1 protein-coding gene is annotated in these 446 nt (G+C 31.8%); it reads left to right on the forward strand.

The window, feature by feature from the left end; translation table 11 throughout:
- Positions 1–75: 75 nt before the first annotated feature.
- On the forward strand, positions 76–446 hold a 371-nt coding region (locus GYB81_RS24080), incomplete at its 3' end, for a RepB family plasmid replication initiator protein (RefSeq protein ID WP_161898027.1).

Genomic DNA, 446 nt, shown 5'->3' on the forward strand with positions numbered 1-446 from the left:
AAGTACACCTTTATCTTGCAAAGTGACACTTAATAAAATAGAGTGTACTTATATACTTAAAAGACATGTGTGCTTATGAAAAAAGAACTAGTCGTTAAAGATAATGCACTAATAAATGCCAGTTATAATTTAGACCTATCAGAACAACGTTTAATACTGTTAGCCATACTTGAAGCTAGGCAATCAAATACACCCAATGATAAAGATTTGACGATTCATGCTGAAAGCTATATCAACCATTTCAATGTTCATAGAAATACAGCCTATAAAGTTCTTAAAGATGCTTGCAAAAGCCTATTTGATCGTAGATTTAGCTATCAAAAACTGACTCAAAAGGACAACATTGAGAATGTAATAAGTCGATGGGTACAACGAATATCTTATGTAGAGAATGAAGCTCTTGTTCGTATTAAGGTTTCTGATGATGTTGTAACGTTGATTACAAA

The organism is Pseudomonas yangonensis, assembly GCF_009932725.1.
GTDB lineage: Bacteria > Pseudomonadota > Gammaproteobacteria > Pseudomonadales > Pseudomonadaceae > Aquipseudomonas > Aquipseudomonas yangonensis.